Annotated in this window: 18 protein-coding genes and 5 pseudogenes; 17 read left to right on the forward strand and 6 right to left on the reverse strand. The window is 58.5% G+C overall.

All coding sequences use genetic code 11. The annotated features are described in order from the left end of the window. Positions 1-215: 215 nt before the first annotated feature. From icmT to IG197_RS31955, 5 genes are read right to left on the reverse strand one after another with little or no spacing between them, the layout of a single operon-like run. Positions 216-638 (reverse strand): IcmT/TraK family protein, encoded by a 423-nt coding sequence (icmT, locus tag IG197_RS36110; protein ID WP_210346935.1) that lies wholly within the window; start codon positions 636-638, stop codon positions 216-218. Further along, on the reverse strand, positions 635-1,921 hold the full coding sequence (locus tag IG197_RS31940; RefSeq protein ID WP_192321028.1) for a DotG/IcmE/VirB10 family protein: 1,287 nt from the start codon (positions 1,919-1,921) through the stop codon (positions 635-637). The genes icmT and IG197_RS31940 overlap by 4 nt, the downstream gene beginning before the upstream one ends. Next, on the reverse strand, positions 1,918-3,030 hold the full coding sequence (locus tag IG197_RS31945) for a DotH/IcmK family type IV secretion protein (protein WP_246765495.1): 1,113 nt from the start codon (positions 3,028-3,030) through the stop codon (positions 1,918-1,920). Before IG197_RS31945 ends, IG197_RS31940 begins: the two co-directional genes overlap by 4 nt. Further along, positions 3,030-3,674: a type IVB secretion system apparatus protein IcmL/DotI gene (locus IG197_RS31950; protein WP_192321030.1), complete on the reverse strand. Its 645-nt coding sequence runs from the start codon at positions 3,672-3,674 to the stop codon at positions 3,030-3,032. The genes IG197_RS31945 and IG197_RS31950 overlap by 1 nt, the downstream gene beginning before the upstream one ends. Continuing rightward, positions 3,671-4,936, reverse strand: a complete 1,266-nt coding sequence (locus IG197_RS31955; protein WP_192321032.1) for a thioredoxin fold domain-containing protein — start codon at positions 4,934-4,936, stop codon at positions 3,671-3,673. Before IG197_RS31955 ends, IG197_RS31950 begins: the two co-directional genes overlap by 4 nt. 133 nt (positions 4,937-5,069) lie before the next feature. On the opposite strand from IG197_RS31955, the gene IG197_RS31960 reads away from it, so the two are divergent. The 13 genes and pseudogenes from IG197_RS31960 to IG197_RS32020 form a co-directional block, all read left to right on the forward strand. Next, a complete protein-coding gene (locus IG197_RS31960; protein ID WP_192321034.1) occupies positions 5,070-5,639 on the forward strand; it encodes a hypothetical protein in 570 nt (189 codons plus the stop codon). 13 nt (positions 5,640-5,652) lie between these two features. Next, positions 5,653-6,225 carry a hypothetical protein gene (locus IG197_RS31965; protein ID WP_192321035.1) on the forward strand — a complete coding sequence of 191 codons (573 nt, stop codon included), beginning with the start codon at positions 5,653-5,655 and terminating at the stop codon, positions 6,223-6,225. Positions 6,226-6,240: 15 nt separating this feature from the next. Then, complete coding sequence (locus IG197_RS31970) at positions 6,241-6,624, forward strand: hypothetical protein (protein ID WP_192321037.1); 384 nt, start codon at positions 6,241-6,243, stop codon at positions 6,622-6,624. After that, positions 6,624-9,650 (forward strand): hypothetical protein, encoded by a 3,027-nt coding sequence (locus IG197_RS31975; RefSeq protein ID WP_192321039.1) that lies wholly within the window; start codon positions 6,624-6,626, stop codon positions 9,648-9,650. Before IG197_RS31970 ends, IG197_RS31975 begins: the two co-directional genes overlap by 1 nt. After that, positions 9,647-10,480 carry a hypothetical protein gene (locus IG197_RS31980; protein WP_192321040.1) on the forward strand — a complete coding sequence of 278 codons (834 nt, stop codon included), beginning with the start codon at positions 9,647-9,649 and terminating at the stop codon, positions 10,478-10,480. Before IG197_RS31975 ends, IG197_RS31980 begins: the two co-directional genes overlap by 4 nt. Continuing rightward, positions 10,477-11,211 carry a hypothetical protein gene (locus IG197_RS31985; RefSeq protein ID WP_192321041.1) on the forward strand — a complete coding sequence of 245 codons (735 nt, stop codon included), beginning with the start codon at positions 10,477-10,479 and terminating at the stop codon, positions 11,209-11,211. Before IG197_RS31980 ends, IG197_RS31985 begins: the two co-directional genes overlap by 4 nt. Next, positions 11,208-11,786 (forward strand): hypothetical protein, encoded by a 579-nt coding sequence (locus tag IG197_RS31990; protein WP_192321043.1) that lies wholly within the window; start codon positions 11,208-11,210, stop codon positions 11,784-11,786. Before IG197_RS31985 ends, IG197_RS31990 begins: the two co-directional genes overlap by 4 nt. Next, positions 11,786-12,901 carry a hypothetical protein gene (locus IG197_RS31995; RefSeq protein ID WP_246765496.1) on the forward strand — a complete coding sequence of 372 codons (1,116 nt, stop codon included), beginning with the start codon at positions 11,786-11,788 and terminating at the stop codon, positions 12,899-12,901. The genes IG197_RS31990 and IG197_RS31995 overlap by 1 nt, the downstream gene beginning before the upstream one ends. Beyond that, a complete protein-coding gene (locus IG197_RS32000; protein WP_192321044.1) occupies positions 12,898-13,413 on the forward strand; it encodes a hypothetical protein in 516 nt (171 codons plus the stop codon). Before IG197_RS31995 ends, IG197_RS32000 begins: the two co-directional genes overlap by 4 nt. Positions 13,414-13,448: 35 nt before the next feature. Next, positions 13,449-15,461: pseudogene (locus IG197_RS32005) on the forward strand (DotA/TraY family protein); the annotation flags it as partial. A 67-nt stretch (positions 15,462-15,528) separates the two neighbouring features. Continuing rightward, positions 15,529-16,107, forward strand: a pseudogene (locus tag IG197_RS32010) (transposase); the annotation flags it as partial. A 111-nt stretch (positions 16,108-16,218) separates the two neighbouring features. Beyond that, positions 16,219-17,652: an amidohydrolase gene (locus IG197_RS32015; RefSeq protein ID WP_192321048.1), complete on the forward strand. Its 1,434-nt coding sequence runs from the start codon at positions 16,219-16,221 to the stop codon at positions 17,650-17,652. 276 nt (positions 17,653-17,928) lie between these two features. Then, positions 17,929-18,288, forward strand: a pseudogene (locus tag IG197_RS32020) (amidase family protein); the annotation flags it as partial. Positions 18,289-18,342: 54 nt separating this feature from the next. On the opposite strand, the pseudogene tnpA reads toward IG197_RS32020, so the two are convergent. Continuing rightward, a pseudogene (gene tnpA / locus IG197_RS32025) lies at positions 18,343-18,501 on the reverse strand (IS200/IS605 family transposase); the annotation flags it as partial. An 85-nt stretch (positions 18,502-18,586) separates the two neighbouring features. Here tnpA and IG197_RS32030 point away from each other — a divergent pair. The 4 genes and pseudogenes from IG197_RS32030 (at position 18,587) to istB (ending at position 22,412) form a co-directional block, all read left to right on the forward strand. After that, positions 18,587-19,051, forward strand: a complete 465-nt coding sequence (locus tag IG197_RS32030; RefSeq protein ID WP_192321050.1) for a nucleoside deaminase — start codon at positions 18,587-18,589, stop codon at positions 19,049-19,051. Between the two features lie 103 nt (positions 19,052-19,154). Then, complete coding sequence (locus IG197_RS32035; protein WP_110068839.1) at positions 19,155-20,372, forward strand: IS256 family transposase; 1,218 nt, start codon at positions 19,155-19,157, stop codon at positions 20,370-20,372. Between the two features lie 58 nt (positions 20,373-20,430). Further along, a pseudogene (gene istA / locus IG197_RS32040) lies at positions 20,431-21,657 on the forward strand (IS21 family transposase); the annotation flags it as partial. Next, positions 21,654-22,412 (forward strand): IS21-like element helper ATPase IstB, encoded by a 759-nt coding sequence (gene istB / locus IG197_RS32045; RefSeq protein WP_192321052.1) that lies wholly within the window; start codon positions 21,654-21,656, stop codon positions 22,410-22,412. The pseudogene istA and the gene istB, both read left to right, overlap by 4 nt. Positions 22,413-22,607: the final 195 nt, after the last annotated feature.

Consider the following 22,607-nt stretch of genomic DNA (forward strand, 5'->3'; position numbering starts at 1 on the left):
GTATCTGGTTACTATTCGGATAGTGGACGCATCCAAAATAATGCGGATGCTATCACCATCCGTTTTATCATCGGATTGTGAACGGATGGTAAATGACACTCCTACGTTTCGCAAACGTTTAATTATGGTATACCTATTTAAAACTTATCGGAAACGTTTCTCATATTTATACCAGTCGAATGCGATAAGGAAATTGCGGGCAAAAAAATAGCCGCTTATTCAGCGGCTAGGGGCAGTCTGCCCGTCTGTCCGTCATCGACAGGTTCGTGCTCCGGAACGGGGGGAGCCTTCTTCACGGGTATCGGGGGAGGGGAGGGGGAGCGCCGATACTCGAACCCATAGTCAACGGCTTCTCGGTATCGACGCTGATAGAACGCCGGTCGGCGCTGTCCTGCAAATGTGGCCCGGATTGTGCGAAGCGCACTTGGAAACCGGTATCCGGCCCTTTCCACTAGCCAGAAGACCAGCATAGCAGCAAGAAGGAGAATGGCTGTCCATAGCGCTAGATGGACCGCAAGAAGCAGAAAGAAGAAAACGAGACGGGCGTCAAAGATCATAAGGCGCGGTTCACGCATGGAATCGCGCCAATGGACCTTCTTCTTGAAGCGGTTGCCGTCCTCGTTTTCGTGATCGCTCATCGCCGGGCTACCGAGTTCAGCGTGGCTTGCACATTGGGAACGCCCTGCATGAACAGGACGCCAATAGTGTAACCGCTCCCAAGTTTCACAAGAGGACCGCTTGGGGCCATGTCCTCAATCTCACTGGCGAGTTGATCGCCAACGCGGCCAGCGCCAGCATAAAGCGCATCCTTTAGCTCGGTTTCGCGATCAACGACAGTTGTCGAGTTGTTGCCGATTATGACTTCCTGGCTCGGGCGAGACATGGTTTCGCCTAGCCCTGATATGAAGGCACCGGCAAGGCGCGGCCCATATCGAGCAAGCCAGCGATGATCGACATCGGATTTGACGGCAATGGAGCCTTTGGCACCATCAACGGCATAAGCAGAAATCGGCACCTCTGTCCCGTCAGCCATCACAAGCCGGCTGAATTCGACAATCAAAGCATTCGTATTCCGGTTTTGCTGAAATGATCCGAGCATGCGCGCATGATATAGCGGCCCTTTTTGAAAGATTTCAGCGACGACGGGGCCGGGGGTGTCGGAATCCGATGCATTGACCGTGCGGGCGAAAAGGATCTGGCCGGCCTTGATCAACATGTTTGTGCCATCAACCACACCGCCCGTTCCGGAAAGAGCCGCTTGTCGTGCCGCCTCAGCCTCGGCCTGTCGCTGTTCCGGCGACTTATAGAGCGTCTGATTAAGAACGATCGTATTGACCGAGCCTTTCGGCGACCACTGTGACGCGAGGCTCGCAGCCTGCGCCGCCATGGCTCCGGCCAGCGTGTTGATATCGCTATAGTCGTCGGGCGTCATCGCTCGCTGACGATCAGGAGTGAAGTTATCGACCCTCTGTGTCGGCTGCTCATTGGCAGGTGCAACGGGCCTCTGGCGAGGGTAGGGCTCTTTGGTGACATCGCGAACATCGTCCACGTTGCGCAAGGGCTCGTCAGGTGTGGCGAGGAAGCTGCCGCCGCTCTGATCGGCCGTCTGCGCTCCCTGCTGGTTAACCGAATCGAGATTCTGCTGATAGCGCTCAGAATCGGCCTGCTGCTGACCGGCCGGCGTTGAATCGACGTTCGGCCCGCGTGAAATTCGAGACGGCGCTAGATCGTTCTGCTTGAGCATGGAATAGCCGACATATCCAACGGCGGATGCCAGCAAGCCTACAACGACGTAGGTCTGAATGCGTGATCCGCGTTTGCGGCTCGATCGGTTGACGGTCGCTGCGCCGGCCAGTTCCGGGGCTGCATCTTCCCGCTCTGTCGAAGGATTTTTGGCGTTTTCGTCGTTTGCGTCGCTCATTGGGAAATCCTCACTCTGGAAATCGTGCCGTTGCGAGAGATCAGCACGACAGGGGAGGGCTTGATCTTCACGGCATGAACGCCTCCCGGCCCTGTCAGCATTTCTTGCGGGGAAGGGGAGGTGTAGGTATCGGTAGTCCGAAGATAATATGCACCTTCAAGCGACCAGGCTTCGACGTTATTGTCGGAAGTCCGCAACTTGACGGCCGCCGATGGAAGATCCGCGCCTTGCGCGAAAGCCATCATCGTCCCGTTCGAAGGAGGCACCTTGACGGAAACCTCTGTCGGCGAGATCGCGGCGTTCGGGCCATAGCCTTCGACCGTGATGTCACGGCGGAAATGCGTCTTGCTATCGCTTGTCTCGAGGTTGATGACGATAGGGCGATCTTCTTCGACAAGCGAGATAATCAGATTTGAATAGCCGTGCGTTACAAGCGGTGTGACGGCGATTTGGTTCGATCCTTCCTGAAGGGCATATACTTGGAAGGAATCGGCCCGACCGACAACAAAGCTGGCAATCGGCCATGCTTTGCCGGTGCGGTCATAAAATGCCATGACCGACACGGTGTTTGGCGTCGTAAACAGGGTTTGGAGCTTCTGATTGGACTTGAGTGACATGCGAACGGAATCCGATATCGGCTTGGCTCTGAAGCCGCTAGGCGGCATGGCGGCCGCCTTCTGGCTTTCATCGACGCGCCGGCGATAATCTCGAATGATCTCGGGAGACATGGGCATCAACGACTGAACGGTGGCGCCGTAGGCGGTCACTTCTTCTGGCGTCAAAGGGCGGTCCAGCTCGGATAGGGACTGCATGAGGCGGCGTGCACCGATGATTGGCACATTGGGGGCCTGTCGCGGCTGACGCTGCGCGGCCTGGCCGGGAACAGCTTCGCCATATTTTGAGTATGCGGGCTGTCCCTGTCCTTGAACTTCCTGTTCATCGGCGGGCTGCGCCACCTGCTCTTGTGGCTGAGGTTGTTGAGCGGGGAGTTCGGCGGAAGTCTCCGGCTGCGGTGGCGTATAAGCTGGTGCAGGCTGTGCAGCCTGTTGAGCGAGGGCAGACCCGCTCAAGGCAAGGAGAAAAGCGATATTGCCGGCGAACAATCTCATCAAGCACCTCCGGGGGCCGCGAGGAAGCGGGAGATAGCCGCACCGCGCGGGTGTTCATAGCTTTGCAAGCGCTGCAGGGTGATCGTAACCATCAGATTTTGGCCGGTCACTTCCGATGCAGACTGATAGGTCACGCGCACCGGCATCTGGACAATCCACTCGTAGACACCGTTGGCACTGACGCCTTCTCGCACGATAACTGCGCGCTGCGCGATCGCAGTTGTATTGAGACGGCGGTTTTTCACAAGATCGAGCGTTCCTGATTTCTGGACCGCATCAACGAATGAATTCCAGCCTTGCGGCTTGGTGAAATATTGCTGCGCGTCCTGAAAATCCTGCTGGTACGTCGCGAATGAATAGGTGAAGGACCGCGTGACGGCCTCGGCCGCATATGTCGCGATCTCGGCAGCGCTGAGATGCGGCTGATCAAGCGGTATGAGCGGCTGGATACGCCCATCGGCCGTTGTCGCGAAATATCGCGGCTCCGGCCTTGTCAAAGCGAGGCTCACCGCCGCCAGCACGGCTATGACCGCGACGACGAGCAAGGCAAGCGCAATGATGCTCATGCGACGATAGGCGGTCCGATAAACGTCCGCCCGCATGAGAATGGTTTCGATCTGGCCGTAATCGGCGTTCTGGCTCATTGGGCGGCGGCTCCGGCGTTATTAGCGGTCGCCGCTGGCTGCGCATCCGGAAGGGCGGTCCCTAGCTGAGCGTCGTTGAGGGCTCCGAAAGCGAACTGAGCGCCTTCCTTGGTACGATAGAGATAGAAGGGGGTTCCAGGCACGCCATTCAGGCGCATCCAATCGACATTGCGCTGCATCGCCGCGACAACCGCTTTGTCGAAGTTTTTCGGATCGACCTTCGGAGCAGGCTTGCCGGACCCGATCACCGATGCGAGCTGGTCACGCAAGGTTGTCGGAATGTCCTCCTGATGCATGATCGAAGCGGCGATTTGTGCTGCCTCGGCCGAAAGGATCGGGGCCATGATGATACGGAGATCGATGGTGCTGTCATCGATCCGCGGCTTCAAATGCTCAAAGGACCATGCGCAATGAGGGCAGGTCGGATCGACAAAGACATAAACGAGGGGAGAGCCGGGTTTTGGCTTATTCGCCGGAAACCACATGGCGAAGTCCTGAGCCTGCTGCATAAGCTGGTCGATGCTAGCGGCCTTTGGAACATCTGGCACGGTTTGCGACCCGATAGACGCCATCTGTTGCGGCGGATTGGCTGCTTGCGCCTGCTGCTGCGGCTGAGCACCAACTAGCGGCGGTGTCGAACCTGCGGCAGGGGCGGGTTGAGTGGGCTGTATTACGGGTGCCTGAGCCTGTTTCGATTCAGTCGCGCTATCGGCTGCTTGCGTATCTGCGGGCTTTTTAACCGGAGCGGCCTGTTCTTGAGCCGGGGCAGGGGAGGGCTGCGCCGTTGGCGGTGCTGCCTGAACTGTCGGAGAGGCGGCGATCTGTGCAGCGGCTCCATCGCCGGGAACGGTTCGGGTTATATTGGCGGGAGCCTGAGTGCTCGTCGTTGACGTGGTGACGGGAGATTGCGGATCAAACGGGGATGGCTCTGGTGTGACGGTCGGTCTGGTTGCCAGCAGTGCAGCGGAAATGTCTTCGCCCTGCGGTCCGACGATCCGGCCATAAATCGTAAGACCGTCTGGCGTAGTGAGTGCGATTTGCTGGCCTCCGTCGGCCGTTGGGACCGCCCATGCGTTCATGCCGGAGATCTGCATGAGCGGGCGAACCTTCGCGGCGTCCTTGAACAGGACCTGCGTCGTATAGGGCGATGAAGAGACCGAGCAGCCCACAAAATTTTGCTGCCAGAGATTCAATTCTGCCTGTGCCGGCAGAGCTGTAGCGAAAATGGCACATGACGCGAGGAGGATTTTGTAGGCATTCATTCCCGCATTTTCCTTTTGCTTTATATTGCAATATCGTCTGAATATGCCATAAAGAGTCTCATTGTCACCCCCAAAAGGCCACAATCGAAAATTGTTCGATTCGTGTTGTCGAAAGCACACGCAGAGCAAACATATGAGTATAGCCAGGCATGATGACAATCTATCTCGACTACCTACGGAAGATAGCAACAGAGGGATGCTATTCCGGGTAATTTTGATAGTCGCTGTTTGTGCAATTGCTGGTGGTGGCTTTTATGTTGCTGCCGGAAGTGCCCATAGCGAAAAAGCCGATCCGGTCAAAGTGGAAAAAACATCTACGCCAACCCCAATAGAGCGTGAAATCATTGCGTTGAAGCGTCAGGTCGCTTCTTTGCGTGCGGACAACGATTCGTTGCGTGCAGAAGTTACGGCGCTCACATCACAAAACGGTGTTGTAGACACGATCATCGCGCACCTGAGGGAACTGAAGGCACAGGATCAGGCAATCATCGGCCTGATCCAGCCGGGCGGAAACGGTGATTCCGGGCAGGCTGGTGTTGAGGGGGAGGCTCCTGCGGATGAGGCCGTTGTTGGAAACGCCAGACTTCAGATCGTAACCCCCAAAGCGAAAGCTCCGCCTGTTCCGTCTCCGAAGCCTGAGAAGGTTGCGGAGGCGAGCGCCACCGAGGTTGAACCGAAGAAGGAAGCTGCGGCAACGCAGTGATGAGAGGTGAAGCATGGGCGGAAACGGTGAAGCACTGAATGGCTTGGTGGGACTGGTCCAGCGTCTCGCGGACCTGATCCCGCCGGCGCAGGCGCTTGTAGCTGCCACATGCTTTATCATGGGCATCGCCCTGGCAATCGCCTCTATCAACAGCTTTGTTAGGGCGAGCGAAAGAGCCGCTTCCGGTCAGTTTTTCGGTCGAGAGGACTACGGCAGATGGGTAGGGACAGTCGGCTTGATCACCGCCGTCATGCTGATCTCACTGTCGTCGATCATATCGGCGTTTCTGATGTCCTTTTTCCAAGTGGACCAGACAGTCGCGGCATCAGAGATCTTTGCATACGCCCCTGAAATGCTCGCGCCGCTCGACCATGAACAGGCCCGCTCAGTCATTATCGCCCTTTTGCGCGTCGTCCAATTTCTCGGCCTTCTCGGTTTCATTCGCGGTCTCATGCTGCTGAATCAGTCCGTGAAATGGCCCGGTCCCGGTCTGGTTGGCTATGGCGTCGCACACCTAATCGGCGGAACGTTCGCGATGAATATCGTGATGTTCGTCGGCTATATCGAAGAACTTGTGCTCGGCTAAGAAAGGAAAGCACTGATGAAGAAGGCATGGATACAGACGGCGGCGCTCTTTGCCGGGACGTTTGCTCACCAGACCATGGCGCTCGCTCAATCGAGCGGCGGCCTTGGCGAAGTTCTCACGAATGTCCGCAACGATACGCTTGGCCCCGCCGGCGACTTCCTCGGTGCGGCCTCGTTCATCATCGGCGTTGTGTTCGCCATGCTGGCGATCAACAAGCTCGTGCAGAACCACCGCAATCCTCACGATCCGTCGGCCAAGCCTGCAACGGCGATATGGTTCGGCGTTGCTGCAGCCCTGTTCATTGCCGTTCCGGAATTCCTCGGAATGGGCGTGACGACCTTCTTCGGCTCTGGTGCAGATACCACGTCCGTTGACGGAACATTGCGGTCGATCAACTGATGATGGGAGGGATCGGAATTCTTGACACGCTGGCGGCCGCCATCGGCCGGTCGGCGCTGCGGAAGTCATTAGATGGCTATTGCCGTCTCGTGACCTCTGAAGGCGAAAACATGCTCGTTGCCGACGACGGTTCGTTGGTGACGGTGTTTCGGCTTGAAGGTTTCCGGTCCATGCCGGGCGAAAAAGAAATCAGCAAGGCGGTGACGGATCTCCGCCTTGCGTTCAGCTCACAATTGGGGACTGCCGGCTATACGCTGCAATTCTGGTTCGGACATACACCGGAGCTTGGTGCAGCAGATATCAATCGCGCGCTTGCGGTAACTGAAGGCGTTGCGGCCGATACTGGCCTTGATATTCACGATCTCATTGACGAGCGGCGGCGATTGCTGCCGCAACGTCTGACTGGGGAGCGCTGTTTCTTGGCGCTCTGGTCGCGGCCTACCTTGCTGACGCGCCAAGAACTTAAAACAAGTTCTGAAAAGGCGCGCAAAGATATGCAGGATGCGCCGCAAATGCGGCATGCACAGTGGCCGGCGCTCGCGATCGACGCCTTGGTTACAAGGCATCGCTCCTTCTGCGAGGCCATGGTGCGAGAAGCCAATATTGTCGGTATCGAAATCGAGCCGTTGGAAGTGCATGAGGCCCTGTCGCAGATCAAAGGCGTCCTCAATCCGGAATACCTGATTGCCGGGGATAGCTGGAAGGCATCCCTTCCCGGCGACTATGCGCGGGCTCGCATGCCAAAGTCCGTTAAGGAGTTGAAAAAAAGCGAGGTTTCAAATCTCCTTTGGCCGTTGCTTTCTCGGCAGCTCATCAATGAGCATGGTGAGATTATCGACCAAACGACGGTGCAGCTTGGCGAAACCATCTTCTCCGGATTCGACATATCGCTCGGACCGGAGGTCGTCGTTCAATTCAATGACCTGATCCGACGCGTACTCGACAGCAATCAGCGCATTTCCTGGCGGATGTCGATGCTGATCGATTCCGGTGGCTTCCAGGGACAGATGTTCAAGGAAACCTATACGAACATCATGACGTGGACCGCGCCGATCCACAATTCGCGCATTAAGAAGGCATTCGAGAAATTGCGTCTCGATGATGGCGCGGAGGATACGGTTATTCGGTGGCGCTGCTCGTTCGCGGCATGGGCTCCGAAGACCGAAATCGAGACGCTTCAGCGGCACGTCGCGACCCTCCGGCGAACGGTCGAGCGATGGGGCAACTGCCAGACGGATGCACTAGTCGGCGATCCGGTCCAGTGCGTAATGTCGTCCACGCTTGCGCTGAACGCGCAATCGACCGCGCCAGCCGCAGCGGCAAGCCTTGCCGACGCTTTCGCTCTAGCTCCGATCGCGCGTCCTGCGAGCCCATGGCAACAGGGCTCGGTGATGTTCCGCACGAAAGACGGAAAGCTCTGGCCTTACCAGCCCGGTTCCTCGAAGCAGTTGGGTTGGGTTGATCTGACGGTCGGCACACCTGGCTCCGGCAAATCGGTTCTGATGAATTCGATCAATCTCGGGGTGGCGCTGTCACGCCAGTCAGGACGAAGCCGGACGAACGAGGGCCTGCTACCGCGCATTTCGATCATCGACATTGGCCCATCGTCGTCAGGCCTGATCAGCCTCATTCGCGATGCTCTGCCGGTCCAACGCCGGCATGAGGCCGTGTTCCATCGGCTAAAAATGTCAGAGCAATATTCGGTCAACCCACTCGACCTGCAACTGTGCATGCGTCACCCGTTCGAATATGAGCGAGCTTATCTGGTAAACCTGCTCTGCCTCATATGTACGCCGGACGGCGAAGAATCGACCTACGACGGGATCAGCGCTCTTGCCGGCGCGACAATCGACGAAGCCTATAAGTTCTTCAGTGATAGCCGCTCGCCGAAGCGCTATTCCAAATCAGATTCCTTCGAGGTCGATGGGGCTTTGGAGGAGTTCGGCTTCGAGATCGACGCCGCAACGACATGGTACGAGGTCACCGACTTTCTTTTTTCGAAAGGCAGGTATCACGAGGCCGCTTTGGCGCAGCGCTACGCTGTTCCCACGTTGGCCGATCTGGTGAACGTCTCGAATTCTGAGACCGTGCGCGAGCCATTCCGCGACATGAAGGCTCCGACCGGAGAGGACGTGCTGAAGGCCTTCCAGCGCATGTTGACGGCTGCTACCCGCGATTATCCAATCCTTTCCCGGCCGACACGGTTCGATGTCTCGAATGCCCGCATCATCGCTTTCGACCTTGCCGGCGTAACCGCAAAGACAGGTCCGCACGCCAAGCGGCAGACCGCCATCATGTATATGGTCTCGCTTCAAACGCTCACGACTGATTTCTGGATGGATGCCGACGAAATCCGTGCCCGTGACATGGGCGATGACGTTCGCGCCTACCATCTCCAGCGCATTGAGAACAACCGCCAGATGCCTAAGCGTCTTGGTGTCGATGAATATCATTTGACCGGCGGGCTGGACAGCTTCCGGGACCAGATAGTCTATCTCGGCCGCGTTGCTCGTAAGCTTGGCGTCCAAATTACGCTTGCGTCTCAGCTTCTGGAAGATTTCGACACGAGCATCCAGAAGCTCGCGAATAGCTTCTGGTTCTGCAATGTGCCCACGGAAGATTCGATCCGGCAGATTGCTTCGACCTACAACCTCACGCCGTCGATCATGGACATCATGCGCGGTCTTCGCGGCCCGATCGAAGGGGAGGGCGCACCGGTGCTAGCCATGCTGAACCTTCGCTCGGGCACCTATGTCCAGCACGTTTTCAATCAGCTCGGTCCGATTGAAATCTGGGCGCTTTCGACAACGGCTGAAGATACCTCGCTACGTGCGATGCTTTACGAGGACCTGGGTTCGAAAGCAGCCCGGCGCATGCTTGCGCGCCGGTTCCCCTCCGGATCGGCGAAGGACGCGATCGAGCGCCGCCTTGCGGACATGGAAGATCGGGGGGTCGCAGTTGATGACAAGGTTCGGGGAAACGTAATTCGTCAGCTCGCGGACGAACTGATCAGGGAGGCCTCATGATAAAGACAATTACAGCCGCGCTGTTGGCGAGTGCGATCGGAACGGCTGCTCTGGCACAATCGAAGATTGACGATCTGGTGACGGAAACCGTCAGCTTCGACAAGCAGGATGCGGACGCGACGGCGACGGCGCGGAAAATGTTCGGGCGAGATTTCAGGATCGTCCAGGCCAAGCGCGTCTGGCTCGAGGAGCCGACGGATGGCTATGACCAGATGGTGGTTCTGCTCGGCGAAGCACGCGGTTGCGCGACTGGATGTTTTGTGTCCGCCCTCTATTACGACGATAAGCAGTGGCTCGAAGTCTGGCGCGTACCGGGGAAGTCAGTCGGACTTGGCCCTGTTGCTGCGACGGGAATGAAGCCGCTCTATGATGGTCATCGCCTGTGGCAATGGTCGGGCGCGGCTTATATGGCGCAGCCAGTGCCCCAGGAGCGGAAGAACAGGACCCCGACAGAGGAGGAGCTGAAGGCCGCAACCGAGGCGCTGAAAGAACGGTTCAAAGGCGGCTCCGAACCGCTCGAACCGTCAAATGTCCTCGCCCAGGACGTCAATCTGAAGGCCGGCGATGAAACCGCTATTCTGATACGGTCAACCTACTATTGCGGCAACTCGGCCTGCCCCGTGGTTTTTCTCGATGGGAAAAAGCAGCCTATCGATATCCTTGAAGCATGGGGACCGGACTTTTCAGTCATTGACGAACGTGACGGCAATGATCGCCGTCTGATCGAAGTCGCAACGCAGGACGGTATTGCGACCTATTCGCTCGGCGACAAAAATCCGCGCTCCGTCATCACCGCCATGAAGATCACTATTGCGGGGCAAAAGCGATGAAACGTTCGATTATTGCCATTCTCTGCTTGGCCTTGATGCTGCCGTTTGCGGCATGGGCTGACTATAACGAGAACACTTCGAAGCTCGAAGGTGGCAACTCGTACTCGATTTTCAACGGCAATGGCGGCAGCGCCGTCGGCCGGTATCAGATCACTGCCGGCACATGGGAATCTCTCGGCTACTTCAAATATACCGGTAGCGGCTCTACCGGCAATTGGAGCAACTACGTCGCGACCGACAAAGCCCGAGCCGCCGGCGTCAACAGTCTTGACGACCTGCGGTATTCGAGCGCTGGCGCATCTTTACAGGATGCGGCGAATTATGAACTGGCTTCGCGAAATTGGGCATCGATGAGCAGCGAAACGCGCGGCCTCGTCGGGCAGACAATCAACGGCGTCGAAATTACTCAGGATGGGTTGCTCGGCGCTGCGCACTTCCTCGGCGCTGGCGCTCTCAACGATTGGGTTGCCAGCGGTTTCGATCCATCCGTCTTGCCCGCCTCGTATCTGACGGCGAACGGTTTCTCGTCCTATGCGGAACTCCAGGCTCACTTGTTGAAACGCATGGCGGCTATGAACGGCCAATCCTTCGCAGGTCTGGACGGCGGTCTAGGCGGTGAAGCTGGCGGCGGCATGTACGACCAGACCGAAGGGTTCCCCGGAATCGGCACGAAGCGGCCGATTCTCATCCGAGAAATCCCACCATTCCAAGGGGAGAAAGCGACGCTATGAAGATCCTCCGATATCTATCGCTCTGCGCCGTGGGCGGCCTGGCTCTCGCAGCCGCGCCGGCACAAGCGGACCAGATTGAACAGCTTTTCAAGAGTAGCGGCAAAGGCTGCGTTGACACGGTAAAGGTCAACCTTGTCGAGGCCATTCGCGCCGGCATCGACAAGGAAGTGAAGCGTCATGAAGCGGCTTTGCAAAAGCCGCCGGCGCTGGACTCCCTTGGCTGCCTCGACAATCTCATGAAGGTCAATCTCGATTTTGCCATTCAGGTTCCGGACCTGAGCCAGATCTTTAGTCAGGCGTTGTCAAATGCCGAACAGCAGATTTGCTCCTATGCGCAAGAACAGTGGAACAAGGTGACGGAACCGCTTCAGTCCGCGCTTCAACTGCCTTCCTTTGATGCGTTGCAGTTGCCGGGCGGTGTGGGCGGCGGATCGGTCCCCACCCTGAACTACAATTACAAGGGCGGCTCCCTGAATTTGAATTCTCCTTCGACAGAAAATTCCGGCCGTCGCGAGAATGACGGCTCTCTCTTGAACAATCTCTATAACGATCTCTACGGACCGGGAGGCCTGTGATGAAGGCAATAGTCAAATCATTTCTGTTTGCCGGAACCGCTCTTGTGTCGCTTTCGGCGGGTGATGCGGCGCTGGCCGCGTGCTCCTGCGGCGGTGTTCAAAACATCGTCTATCGCGCCCAGGAGAACATCAATTCGCATACGACTGATGTCGGCAATCAGATCGCGCAAACCATTTTGAAGGGTGTTGCGCAGTTGAGCGCCTATCAGAACCGTGCGATCGAAGCCAATTCCCGCACCCAGGACGCCGCACAGATGGCCGAAACCATCCGTGAGCGGCAAAAGGCACGAGCCGCGGCTGAAGGCGGCCGTTACGATCCTGCAACGTCAGCCTGCCTCGACTTGTCCGGCATTTTCAGCATGGGCAAGTCAGGGCAGGGGGTTGCGGGCTATGGCGGTAATGACGTTGCCAACGCTTCGCGTAACTGGTCCTACGGCAATGAGGATATCGGCAAGCCGGTTACGCAAGGCGGCTTGGCCGTCGCAAACGCGATTGTGGCCGATCGTGATGAACTTCGGAACGTCGCCGGCTTTGCCGATCCGACTTCCGACGTTCGCCTTCTTACCGATGCCATCACTCTCGACACCTCGGATGGCAAGGTTTCCAAGGCCTATGTCCGGATGATCAACAACATGGTCGATCCGATTCCGCCCAAGCCAATCACCCAGGAGGAAATGAAATCTCCTGCCGGCAGGGCGCAAGTCGCCGCTCGTCAGATCGATGCGACCCGCCGGTCGGCCGCCCATTCGGTCTATAGCTATCTTGGCGACATTTCGGCGCCGACTGGCGGAAAGGAGCTGGCCGATTGGGCGAAAAAGGCTGTGACGGAATCGTATCCGTATGAAGTCGGAGAGCACGTTTCGGAACTGCAAGCGGTAGACATTTTCGTCCGCTCCCGCTTCTCCAATCCGGAGTGGCATAAGGAGCTGGCAGGTATGTCGCCGGCAGCAGTACAGCGTGAGCAACTGCTGACCCAGGCGCTCAACCTTCACGTCGATTGGATGCGCTTCAATCTCGAACGTCGTGAGGCGGCCGCAATCGCGGCGTTGCTCTCCAATAGTCTGGACGAGCGGGACAGCCGAACGACCGTAACGACGGTGAGTGCCGCAAAATGAGCGACCAAGGCCGCATGCGTCGCTTCGCTAGTTGGAACCTGAAACGGGCTTTCGGGATCAAGGTCTTCTTCAATGCGGCGTCTCATGCTGCTGAAGATGCCGCTGATAACGTCCAGAACACGATCGACGAGTTGCGGCCAAAAGGTCGCCTGAAGGCGAGAAACTTCAGTGATCGCTATTCGGATGGCGGTATCCAGCGCTTCAAAGACCTGAGCCACGATCTCGATGCAAAGGAGATCGAGGCGGCATTGGCAGCATGGGACCGGGATTCCGGCATCTACATGATCGCGGGATGCGTTGCTTTGGCAGCAATTCCTCTGCTGTACATGCTCGGCTATCGGTCCTTCTACCTCCTGATCGGGGGATGCCTCGTTGCCATCATCACCTTTGCTCTGGCGATGAAGGCAGATTTTCGAGCATGGCAGATTCGGCAAGGCCGGGTCGGGTCCGTGCGTGACTATTTCAACGACCGTCTGCCTTCCAATATGCAGATCCTTTCGAAGGACGATTAACCATGAACCGGGTGGGCCTTCTCACGATTTTCTGGATGATATCGGCTAGTGTCGCACATGCCGACGACATCAACATTGCCGATATCATCAAGGGTGAGGGCGACACTCGGTCCAACTCCTTCCTGAACATGATCTTTGGACCGCTTTTTAGCGGCCCTAATGATGAAACTCTCGTTTCGTCGTTAATTGCCAATTTCAACGTTCTATTCTTCGCCGTCGCCGCTATTCTGTTTATCTACAACGTCATTGTGGGAGTGACAGAAACCGCTCATGAGGGTGAAATCCTTGGGAGGCGGCATTCTGCCATGTGGGTTCCGCTGCGGACGATTCTTGCCGTTGGCGCACTTATCCCAATGCCGACCGGATACAATGCCGCTCAACACGGCATTGCCTACATGGTCAACGTGAGCACGGCTACGGCTTCCTTCTTCTGGAATGAAACGGTGGATCTCATCGTTCAACAACGGTTGCCTGTCGTCGGTGGCGACTATGACGCTCTCGACGGTCAATTCCTGCAAGGTCTGTGGCGAGCGGAACTCTGCATGGCCGTCTACAATCTCGAAGTCTCAAAGGGTGGCGACGGTCTTGATGGCGTCTCTCGGGGGCCATGGCAAACGAAGTCGGGCGTACCGCAAATGGCCTATAGCCTGCCGAACTCCTACGGCGCTTGCGGCATCGTCAGCCTGCCTGGGCAGACATCAGGTTTCCAGCGTCTCGCTGAAGCTGCCGGCAAGTCGTACAATAATTATATAACGGACATGCAGAAGGCGGTTGATGACACGGCCAACAATTTCACCGAACCAGCAGCCAAGCTGGCTCAAGCTGTCAGCTCGCGTAATCCACAATTGATGCCCGAATATCGCAATCTGCGCGAGGATCTGAAAGCGTGGCGAGAAAAGCATGCGAAAATTCTCGATGGTTATATCGGGGCGGATAAACTGCAGAAGGCTGGAAAAGACGTCGCCGAAGCGGACGATCCATTGCAGGTAACGCCTGTCGGTGACACACAAAGCCAAGCCCTTGCGGGCAATCTCAAGAACGGCGGTTGGCTGCAAGCGGGGTTCTATTATCAATTGATTGCCCGCCTCTCGGCCGACTCCAACTCCGTCGCAACGGCATTGCCGAAGGTAACGCCTGGCGGTGCGATTGGTGCAGCGTCTAACCCGGCCGGATCGGTCCGCAACGCGATCGCGTCGCAATATGCCGACAATAACTGGTATTTGCTCGGCTCGGCCGACGGCGACGCCAAGAAATTTCTCGATCAGATATCGGCAACCTATAACGGCACGGTCGAATGGTGGAACGAAAGCGTCGCTCGTAGCGGAATCAGGGCTTTCGTCAATGAACGGGTCGCATTTGCAGATAGCGGCGGCGATATTTCAGACTGGATGCCATCGGCCGGCTCGCTTTATCAGGCGCTTGAATTCCTGAACCCTACGCGGGCAACAAATGATCCGATGATCGGTCTCGTGACTTTTGGAACGCAGGTCACGTTCTATACAACGGCGGCAATCATCGCGCTCTCTGTCCTTGCTGTCGTACCTTACGTGGGAACGGGCATTACGGTCCTTTCGAACTTCGTGGGTTGGGTCATCAGTGGCATTGGAGCCATGGGCATGTTCCTCGCCTTCGTATTGCCTATGGTTCCTATGGTGACATGGGTAATTGGAATCGGAGCGTTCTTCCTACTGGTCATGGAAGCCATCTTTGCCGCCCCACTATGGGCGATCGCGCACCTTTCCATGGAAGGAAAAGGTATGGGCGGTAGTCAGGCCCGTCGCGGTTACGTGATGGTTCTCGCGCTAACGTTGACGCCGGTGCTCATGCTGTTCGGTTTGCTTCTCGGCATGATCCTCTTCCGGATTATGGGCGTTCTGATCAATGGCGGGCTCTATTACGCACTAACCTCGGCACAATCCCTTGTCGGAGATAGCTTCGTCAGCTTGGCGTGGTTCCTCGGAATATTCGTCGTTATGTTCTTCATGGCCGCCGTCTATCTGGTCATCATCGAGCGCTCGTTCTCGCTGATCGCGGAGTTTCCGGGCAGGGTGTTCCGTTGGTTCGACCATATCGGCGATGATCTCGATGCTCATTCCGCGATGCGGGCAAATATCGCTGGTGGCCCGGGGGCTGAAGGGCACTCGCCTGGTCATCTCCGACGCTCACGAGGGGCTGAAAAAGGCGATCGCGACGGTACTGACTGGGGCGGGCTGGCAACGCTGTCGAGTGCACTTCATGCGCAACGTGCTCTCGCAGGTCCCTAAGGCCCACCAGCCAGCGATCTCGGCGGCGGTGCGCACGGCCTTTGCCCAGCCGGATCAAGCCGCAGCGACGCGCCAGTGGCGGCAGGTGGCCGACAGCCTGCGTGAGCGTTTCGCCAAGGCGGCGGACTGCATGGATAGCGCCGAGGAGGACGTGCTGGCGTTCATGGCCTTCCCGAAAGATCACTGGCCGAAGTTGGCGTCCACGAACTGCTTGGAGCGGCTGAACAAGGAGATCAAACGGCGCAGCAACGTCGTCGGGATCTTCCCCAACAACGCGTCGGTGACGCGCCTGGTCGGAGCGGTACTGCTGGAGCAGAACGATGAATGGCAAGTCAGCCGCCGGTACCTGAGCCTGGAGAGCCTGGCCCCGGTGCTCAAGGAGCCGACTGAGGCAGGCGCCGAACAATTGATTCACGAGGAGGCGGCGTAACAGTCAGCGAAGGCCGCGGTGGCCTCACCCGCTGTTACACCACTTGACGGGACACTACCTTTCGACATAATATCTGCTTTGCGACGTGTAACACACTATTGGATACATATCATGCAAACGCTCAAAACGCTCAGCATCCAGCACGGTACCCTCGTCACGATGGATCAGTACCGCAGAGTCCTTGGGGATAGCTGGGTTCACGTGCAGGATGGACGGATCGTCGCGCTCGGAGTGCACGCCGAGTCGGTGCCTCCGCCAGCGGATCGGGTGATCGATGCACGCGGCAAGGTCGTGTTACCCGGTTTCATCAATGCCCACACCCATGTGAACCAGATCCTCCTGCGCGGAGGGCCCTCGCACGGGCGTCAATTCTATGACTGGCTGTTCAACGTTTTGTATCCGGGACAAAAGGCGATGAGACCGGAGGACGTAGCGGTGGCGGTGAGGTTGTATTGTGCGGAAGCTGTGCGCAGCGGGATTACGACGATCAACGAAAACGCCGATTCGGCCATCTACCCAGGCAACATCGAGGCCGCGATGGCGGTCTATGGTGAGGTGGGTGTGAGGGTCGTCTACGCCCGCATGTTCTTTGATCGGATGGACGGGCGCATTCAAGGGTATGTGGACACCTTGAAGGCTCGCTCTCCCCAAGTCGAACTGTGCTCGATCATGGAGGAAACGGCTGTGGCCAAAGATCGGATCACAGCCCTGTCAGATCAGTATCATGGCACGGCAGGAGGTCGTATATCAGTTTGGCCCGCTCCTGCCACTACCACGGCGGTGACAGTTGAAGGAATGCGATGGGCACAAGCCTTCGCCCGTGATCGGGCGGTAATGTGGACGCTTCACATGGCGGAGAGCGATCATGATGAGCGGATTCATGGGATGAGTCCCGCCGAGTACATGGAGTGTTACGGACTCTTGGATGAGCGTCTGCAGGTCGCGCATTGCGTGTACTTTGACCGGAAGGATGTTCGGCTGCTGCACCGCCACAATGTGAAGGTCACGTCGCAGGTTGTGAGCAATGCCTACCTCGGCTCAGGGGTGGCCCCCGTGCCAGAGATGGTGGAGCGCGGCATGGCCGTGGGCATTGGAACAGATAACGGGAATAGTAATGACTCCGTAAACATGATCGGAGACATGAAGTTTATGGCCCATATTCACCGCGCGGTGCATCGGGATGCGGACGTGCTGACCCCAGAGAAGATTCTTGAAATGGCGACGATCGATGGGGCGCGTTCGTTGGGAATGGACCACGAGATTGGTTCCATCGAAACCGGCAAGCGCGCGGACCTTATCCTGCTTGACCTGCGTCACCCTCAGACGACTCCTCACCATCATTTGGCGGCCACGATCGTGTTTCAGGCTTACGGCAATGAGGTGGACACTGTCCTGATTGACGGAAACGTTGTGATGGAGAACCGCCGCTTGAGCTTTCTTCCCCCTGAACGTGAGTTGGCGTTCCTTGAGGAAGCGCAGAGCCGCGCCACAGCTATTTTGCAGCGGGCGAACATGGTGGCTAACCCAGCTTGGCGCAGCCTCTAGGAAATGACGCCGTTGCTGCATCCGCCGCCCCTTGAGGAAATCGCTGCCATCTTGGCGCGGCTCGGATTGGGGGGCGGACATGACCTTGATGGATACAGAATTGCCATGAATGCGGCACTTCCGTCCTTCGCTCGTGTGGAATCGTTGGTAGGTGAGGGTCGACTGCGGGCGCCAGCTTCCCGAAGAGGTGAAAGGCCCGAGCCCGGTACGAATCCGACGAACGCGTGGTACCTGAGGACTTCCGTGCGCGAACATCAAAACGGATCCCTGGCAGGAATGCGGATCGCCCTGAAAGACAGCATCGCGCTGGCTGGAATAGGGATGCGCAACGGCTCGTCCCTGCTTGAGGGGTACACTCCCGAATACGATGCCACAGTCGTCCAGCGCCTATTGGGAGCGGGCGCGGAGATCGCCGGTAAAGCAGTCTGCGAGGATCTCTGCATTTCCGGTGCGAGCGAAACTTCCGCCCAGGGGTCGGTGCACAATCCCTATCGCCCCGGGTTTTCCGCCGGTGGCTCGAGCAGCGGATGCGGGTCACTTGTCGCGCTGGGGGAAGTGGAGGCGGCGATCGGGTGTGATCAGGGCGGTTCCATCCGGATACCCGCGGCATGGTGCGGCGTTGTCGGACTCAAGCCCACGTATGGACTGGTTCCTTACACAGGCATAATGCCGATCGAGCGGACTCTCGACCTTCACAATCCGAATTTCAAATGCTTCGCACGTCTGTCTCACCAGCTCTCGCACTCGCTCAGCAACCTCACCGCTGAGCACCTTGTATCGGTACTTAGTCACCCAAACAAAGTGATACTCGATCTGGTAGACCGTATGACTGCCGTATCTGTAATCCATGCGCTTACCCTCCAGCCCCGCATGGTGGCGCTAAAGCTCACCGGCTGAAAGCCGGTGGTTTTAACCTTTCGATGGAAAATAACCTATGGAACACACGAAATTTGAATCAAGCATGCTGCAGATCGCAATCGAGGAGGCGGAAGCAAGTTTCCTAGAGGGAGGCCTTCCCATCGGATCGGTACTCGTCCACCGCGGCAAGCTGGTCTCACGCGGACGCAATCTCCGGGCGCAGACCGGCAGCACTCTCCATCACGCAGAAATGACTGCGCTCGCCAACGCCGGTCGGCAACCGCCGGAATTTTATCGAGAAACTGTGCTCTACACGACGCTTTCGCCCTGTCCAATGTGCACAGGAGCGATGATCCTATATGGTATTCCCAAGGTCGTGATCGGCACCCCAACCGTTCGCGAGTGGGGTGAAGATCGTCTGCGGGAGCTAGGAGTCGAGGTCGTGCACACCCGCAGTGAGGCCTGCGCGGAACTGCTCTCCCGTATGATCACGCAGCAGCGTGAGCTGATCCGGGAAGATGGTGGCAATTTTTTTGGGTAACGTCCCGGGAAGAGGTGTAATTCAGACGGGAGGATGAGGTCACCATGGGCCTTCGATAAAGTTGCAAGTCGCCAAACACGCAACCAACCGAAGGAACCCCACGATGACCAACAAGAGCATGGCACTGACGGAGCTGCTTGAAAAGCGAGCGGTGGCACCGGACTTCCTGCGTGAGACGCTGGCCTTCATGCTCCAGGAGCTGATGGAGCACGAGGTGGCCGAGCTGTGCGGGGCCGATCGCCACGAGCGCTCCGAGGAGCGGGTCAACCGGCGCAATGGCTACCGGGAGCGGCCGTTGGAGACGCGTATGGGCCGAGTGGATCTCAAGGTCCCCAAGCTCCGCCAGGGCAGCTACTTCCCCGGCTTCCTCGAGCCGCGGCGGATGAGCGAGCAAGCGCTCACGGCGGTGGTGCAGGAGGCCTACGTGCAGGGCATCTCCACTCGTAAGGTCGACGAGCTGGTCCAGGCCATGGGGATGACCGGGATCTCCAAGTCGCAGGTCTCCCGACTGTGCGCCTCGATCGATGAGCGCGTCCAAAGCTTCCTGGAGCGGCCGCTGGAGGGGCACTGGCCCTACGTATGGCTCGACGCGACCTATATCAAGAGTCGAGAGCACGGCCCGGTAGCGAGCCAGGCGGTGGTGGTGGCCACGGCGGTGAATCAGGACGGCTACCGTGAGGTGCTGGGCCTCTCCGCAGGTCCGGCTGAGACGGAGGGCTTCTGGACGGCGTTCCTACGCTCGCTGGTGGCCCGGGGGCTGAAGGGCACTCGCCTGGTCATCTCCGACGCTCACGAGGGGCTGAAAAAGGCGATCGCGACGGTACTGACTGGGGCGGGCTGGCAACGCTGTCGAGTGCACTTCATGCGCAACGTGCTCTCGCAGGTCCCTAAGGCCCACCAGCCAGCGATCTCGGCGGCGGTGCGCACGGCCTTTGCCCAGCCGGATCAAGCCGCAGCGACGCGCCAGTGGCGGCAGGTGGCCGACAGCCTGCGTGAGCGTTTCGCCAAGGCGGCGGACTGCATGGATAGCGCCGAGGAGGACGTGCTGGCGTTCATGGCCTTCCCGAAAGATCACTGGCCGAAGTTGGCGTCCACGAACTGCTTGGAGCGGCTGAACAAGGAGATCAAACGGCGCAGCAACGTCGTCGGGATCTTCCCCAACAACGCGTCGGTGACGCGCCTGGTCGGAGCGGTACTGCTGGAGCAGAACGATGAATGGCAAGTCAGCCGCCGGTACCTGAGCCTGGAGAGCCTGGCCCCGGTGCTCAAGGAGCCGACTGAGGCAGGCGCCGAACAATTGATTCACGAGGAGGCGGCGTAACAGTCAGCGAAGGCCGCGGTGGCCTCACCCGCTGTTACACCACTTGACGGGACACTACCGCTTCACCGGCGGCTACACGATCATCAAGGATTATATGCGCGAGCGGGAACAGCGCCGCCAGGAAGTGTTCGTGCCACTGTCGCATCCGGCCGGCCATGCGCAGGCCGACTTCGGTGAGGCGACGGTGGTGATCGGCGGTGTCGAGCAAAAGGCTCGCTTCTTCGTGCTCGATCTGCCGCATAGCGACGGCTGCTATGTGCGGGCCTATCCGGCGGCGGTGGCCGAGGCCTGGGTGGATGGCCACATCCATGCGTTTGCCTTTTTCGGAGCCGTGCCGCAGTCGATCGTCTATGACAACGACCGTTGCCTGGTGGCCAAGATCCTGCCCGACGGCACACGCAAGCGGGCGACGTTGTTCAGCGGCTTCCTGTCCCACTACCTGATCCGGGATCGCTACGGCCGTCCCGGCAAAGGCAACGACAAGGGGAATGTCGAGGGTCTCGTCGGCTATGCCCGGCGTAACTTCATGGTGCCAATCCCGCAGTTTGCGACATGGGATGCGTTCAACGCCTATCTGGAAGAGCAATGCCGCAAACGCCAGCGTGACAAGCTGCGCGGCGAGAACGAGACGATTGGCGAACGGCTGCAGCGCGATCTTGCGGCCATGCGTCCCTTGCCGGCGTCGCCGTTTGATGCCTGCGACCAGGCCAGCGCTGTTGTGACTGCCCAGTCGCTCGTCCGCTACAAGACCAACGACTATTCCGTACCGGTCGCCTACGGCCATCAGGACGTCTGGGTCCGGGGCTATGTCGATCAGGTGGTGATCGGCTGTCGCGGCGAGATCATCGCCCGTTATCCGCGATGCTGGGAACGGGAAGACGTCGTCTTCGATCCCATTCATTACCTGCCGCTGATCGAGCAGAAGATCAACTCCCTGGATCAGGCGGCTCCGTTGCAGGGCTGGGATCTGCCGGACGAGTTCGCGACGCTGCGCCGGCTGATGGAAGGACGCATGGCCAAGCATGGGCGGCGAGAATACGTGCAGGTTCTGCGCCTGCTGGAAAGCTTCGACCTTGCCGATCTACATGCGGCGGTGAAGCAGGCGATACAGCTCGGCGCGATCGGCTTTGATGCGGTCAAGCATCTGATCCTGTGCCGGGTCGAGCGCCGGCCGCCGCGGTTGGACCTGGCGATCTATCCCTACCTGCCGAGGGCGACTGTCGAGAAGACGTCAGCAAAGGCGTATATGCGCCTCCTGTCATCTGATGCGGGAGAAGCGGCATGAGCAGCGACGCGCCAGAGATCCTGCTTGGCCACTATCTCAAAACCCTCAAGCTGCCGACCTTCCAGCGCGAGCACCAGAAGCTGGCCCGGTTATGCGCCACCGAAGGCGTCGATCATGTCGGATACCTGTTCCGGCTTGCCGAACGGGAAATGATCGAACGGGACCGCCGCAAGGTCGAACGTCGGATCAAGGCGGCTAAATTCCCGGTCGTCAAAAGCCTCGACAGCTTCGACTTCACAGCCATCCCCAAGCTGAACAAGATGCAGGTGCTGGAACTGGCCCGCTGTGAATGGATCGAGCGCCGGGAGAACGTCATTGCGCTGGGCCCGAGCGGCACGGGTAAGACGCATGTCGCGCTCGGCCTCGGCCTAGCCGCGTGCCAGAAGGGCCTGTCCGTCGGCTTCACCACGGCCGCCGCCCTGGTCAGCGAGATGATGGAGGCGCGCGACGAGCGGCGCCTGCTCCGGTTCCAGAAGCAGATGGCCGCCTACAAGCTGCTGATCATCGATGAGCTGGGCTTCGTGCCGCTGTCGAAGACCGGCGCGGAACTGCTGTTCGAGCTGATCTCCCAGCGTTACGGGCGCGGCGCCACCTTGATCACCAGCAATCTGCCATTCGACGAATGGACGGAAACCTTGGGATCCGAACGTCTCACCGGGGCGCTGCTCGATCGCATCACCCACCACGTCAACATCCTCGAGATGAACGGGGACAGCTATCGTCTCGCTCAAAGTCGCGCCCGAAAGGCCGGCTGAAACGCTCCCTCAAAAAATCGCCGCGCCGGCCTGAGACCCCCGCTCGGGCTACGCCCTCCCGCCGGTCTCAGGCCGGCGCCACAGTGGCCGACTTTTGCTCCGCCCCGTGGCCGATTTTTACTCCGCCGTTGACACCTTGTCGCTCATCCATGGAATCTCGATCACAGATCAGGCAGCGGCAGACAATGTGGGGGC

The organism is Aminobacter sp. SR38, from assembly GCF_014843375.1.
Classification (GTDB): Bacteria; Pseudomonadota; Alphaproteobacteria; order Rhizobiales; family Rhizobiaceae; genus Aminobacter; species Aminobacter ciceronei.